At 48.9% G+C, this 3,735-nt stretch carries 2 protein-coding genes and 1 pseudogene; 2 read left to right on the top strand and 1 reads right to left on the bottom strand.

Going from position 1 to position 3,735, the window contains the following annotated elements:
- Nucleotides 1-234: 234 nt before the first annotated feature.
- Nucleotides 235-551, top strand: a pseudogene (locus IV91_RS20035) (IS1634 family transposase); the annotation flags it as partial.
- Between the two features lie 283 nt (nucleotides 552-834).
- The gene (locus IV91_RS0112775; protein WP_200874414.1) at nucleotides 835-2,943 is read left to right on the top strand and encodes an AAA family ATPase; all 2,109 of its coding nucleotides are present in this window, start codon (nucleotides 835-837) and stop codon (nucleotides 2,941-2,943) included.
- Between the two features lie 176 nt (nucleotides 2,944-3,119).
- Here the strand turns inward: IV91_RS0112775 and tnpA are convergent, their stop codons facing one another.
- Entirely contained in the window at nucleotides 3,120-3,437 is a 318-nt protein-coding gene (gene tnpA, locus IV91_RS0112770) for an IS66 family insertion sequence element accessory protein TnpA (RefSeq protein WP_031599056.1), read from the bottom strand.
- Nucleotides 3,438-3,735: the final 298 nt, after the last annotated feature.

Below are 3,735 nucleotides of genomic sequence, written 5' to 3'. Positions count from 1 at the left end.
TTTCCGGAAATACAACAATTCGATCTGGCAGCGATGGTGCCAAGACTTGCCGTGGCGCTCATATGTGCAACTCCTTGTTCTGGAAAGAAACTGATGGCGCGCACTGAGATAGAGACATAATCAGGTGAGCAGATATATCGCCTGCGATATATCCTGTTACATTGTTACCGTATCCTGCTCACCTCAATAAAAAAAGAGCGGCGACAATGAAATGTTTCGCAAGGTGGCATCAAGGTCAATGGTCTGCTTCGCGTTATGGGTCGTCCTACTCTTGAGGAAGGAACGGGGGAGATTGATTTCACTTCCGCCCGCTCCTTTGGGGATATTGGATGCTCACAGCCCTGTGGAATGAACTGGGGTTTTCGGATGCCTTTCGCCGGATATTGCGCCCCCACCGTCAGTTTGATGCTGAAGCCCTGCTGCGTGTCATGGTCTTCACTCACCTGTGTGACCCGAAGTCCAAACTGAGAATTCACCGCTGACTGGAAGGGGCCATCGTGCTGGGTGTCAATCCGGAATCCGTGACACAGGACCGGATGCTGGAAGTGATACACAGAATTCTGCATCACCAGGTCACACTCCATCGCAAACAATCAGCCAAGGGGCTTACTACCCTGACACCGGAACAAAAGGATCTATTCGACACGGTCAATTTGCCAAAACCCTAAAAAATCGCGTTGTAGTGCCAATTTTGAACATGCACATCGCTAAAATACAATAGGTTACGCAAAAAATCGTCGAACTCTGGTGTTTTGATACGGGTTACCGCTCACCCTTGCTGCGACACATTCTGTCTGATCTTGGGTGGACAATGACCTCATCTTCAAGGAGGTCATGATGTCCGCAAGATTACGCCATTGGTACAAAGGCAACTCTCATTCGTTCACCACCGCACAATCTTCTCTGTTACCCCGACTTTGGGCTTTGCGTGCATTGGTTTTGTTGGGGGGGCACAGGAAATTCATTCATCCCCATGGCTTCAGTGATGACACCTTGGCAGGATTTCTTGGTTTCGATCTTGAAAACACCCCTGAGAATTTTGACTTCGACCAAAAGAAAACTGTGGCTCAACTGCGTGGCCTCCATGCGGAAGCCGAGAAAAATTTGGCTAACACAGCCATGGTGCCCAACCTGTTGGCTCATAACATTGGGCGGTTGATTTCCCTCATTGGATTAAATGCCACAGAATGCAAAATTCTGGAGTTTGCCGTTCTTATTCACAATGAACATTTTTTGGATTGTGCCATGGATTGCCTGGGGGCTCTGACTTCTGCGCAGACTTTTCATGCATTGTCCGCTATTCTCAATCTACCTATTGATCAAGTGAGTACAGCACTGAATCGCCAAGGCACACTCAAAAAAACTGGCCTGATATCTCTGGACCATAACAGCAACTATCCCATCAAGGAGAAATTGGATTTTCCTACTAGAAATTTTAGCAGTCTTATCTTGTCGTCGAATGATGATCCTATATGCTGGCTGAGAGATACGGTCTCGCCTTCCTCTCCCGCTCAATTGTCCATCGATGACTATGGCCATGTGGGAGAATCATTGTCACTCCTTCAACCCTATTTGGCCCAGGCCATGGCATCCGGACGCACAGGTGTCAATGTTTTAATCCATGGGGCACCGGGCACCGGTAAAACTCAATTGGCTAAAGTTCTGGCCAAAACCTTGAACTGTGAACTCTTTGAAATCGCCAATCAGGACGAGGAGGGGGATCCCATTGATGGCGCTCAACGGTTGAAGGCCTATCGTGCTGCTCAGAGTTTCTTTTCTACCAGTCGTGTGATTTTTGTGTTCGACGAGGTGGAGGATGTGTTTAGTGATGGGGGGCTTTTCCAACCGAGTACTGCCCAAAATCATAAAGGATGGGTCAACCGTATGCTGGAAGAAAATAAGATCCCGACAGTATGGTTGTCCAATAACATTGGAAACATGGATCCCGCTTTCGTCCGGCGTTATGACGTGGTTTTTGAGTTGATCACACCGTCGAAAGCACATCGAGAAAAAATTCTTCAGGATGCCTGCGGTGATATGGTCGATTTCGACCAACTCAAACACCTTGCTCGTTCCGAAAAATTGACTCCCGCCGTGGTTAGTAGAGCCGCTTCAGTGGTTCGTTCCATTTATCAAGAACTTGGAACGACGAAAGCAGGGAAGGCCGTGGAACATCTGATCAACAATACCTTACAGTTCCAAGGGCATTCTATTCCTCATAAAAATGATCCGAACCAGTTGCCTGAACTCTATGACCCCAGTTACCTGAGAACCGATGTGGATCTGGCCAAGGTTGCTGAGGGATTGGCTCATACCCGTGCCGGGAGACTTTGTCTGTTTGGTCCGTCTGGGACCGGAAAATCCGCCTTTGGGCGGTGGGTTGCTGAGCAGTTGAATTGCCCTCTCTTGGTCAAGCGCTCTTCCGATTTGCTGTCCCAATATGTGGGGGGGACCGAAAAAAATATTGCCCGTGCCTTCAGGGAAGCGGAAATAGATCAGGCGATTTTGATGATCGACGAGATGGATAGTTTTCTGAATGATCGGCGTACTGCCATACGCAGTTGGGAGAAGACCCAAGTCAACGAGATGCTAACTCAGATGGAAGGATTCTCCGGGATCTTCATTGCCTCCACCAATTTAATGGATGGTTTGGACCAGGCGGCATTACGTCGCTTCGATCTCAAGATTCGATTCGATTATCTTGACCGTAATCAAGCACAACGACTGTTTAGCCGCTATTGCCAGCAACTGGATCTCGGTCTTCCATCTAAGGATGATCTGCATCTGATTGGTCAAATGCGGAATCTGACACCAGGAGATTTCGCAGCCGTATCACGCCAACATCGCTTCCACCCGTTATCCAGTTGCGCGGATCTGGTCCACTCGGTCAGAGCGGAATGTGTTTTCAAAGAAGGTGCATGTATCTCGATGGGTTTTGCGTGATTTTCATTTTGTGGTGTTGTGAGAATGCCATTCGCCCCTTTGTGGTGGGTCGCAAGGCGTGGCTGTTAAGTGCCCCCCCAGAAGGGGGGGGCACGCCAGTGCGGTAATCTACTCGCTGCTGCAGACTGTTGGCTCTCGACATAGATAAACTTTCTCGATAGGGCAACCAGGATGCATTATTGAGCCCCCAGCGTAGCGCGCCCAAGCGCAGCCAACCATTCGGGCTCTGGGAGCACCGACATTTCCAGACGTAGACCGGAAGGCAGAACCAAGTTGCAATCGTTGCGGTGCGATCCGGTTGCGGAAAGGTGTAGCGCGACAAATTTACTGGACTGAACCACCGCGTCTCCATAACCCACTTTTTTGAGTTTACGTTGCCAGTAATATAAAGCCGACACAGAGAGACCGTGCCGCCGCGCATAGTCATTTGAAGGAACCCCCTCAAGTTTGGCTGACGCCACATGCGCTTCCAAAAATTCCGCCCCCTTTTTCATGATCGCTCCCGTCAAGATTGAAAGAAACAAGTTTGCGGAAGTTGGAATCAGCCATCAAGTCTGTTATTCATGGAGCGCTTACGAAGAATCATGTAACTCGGACGAACGTTTTTATTTGAGGCAGATTTTGTCGCGCAAACTGTTGACAAAAACACAATAGTGTGATATATTAATAGATGCGCGGTAGCGCATTTGAATGCGCGCCACTATTTAGGAGACTATGGTGAAAACCAATCTTTTATGGCATCAACTGGCAATTGTGATCCCGCTTCCGGCATTTTCGCGAAGCGCAGAGCAC

The sequence above is a fragment of the Ferrovum myxofaciens genome (assembly GCF_000735045.1).
Classification (GTDB): domain Bacteria; phylum Pseudomonadota; class Gammaproteobacteria; order Burkholderiales; family Ferrovaceae; genus Ferrovum; species Ferrovum myxofaciens.
Note: the sequence above shows the minus strand (reverse complement) of the source record. Positions and strands in the feature narration are given on the sequence as shown.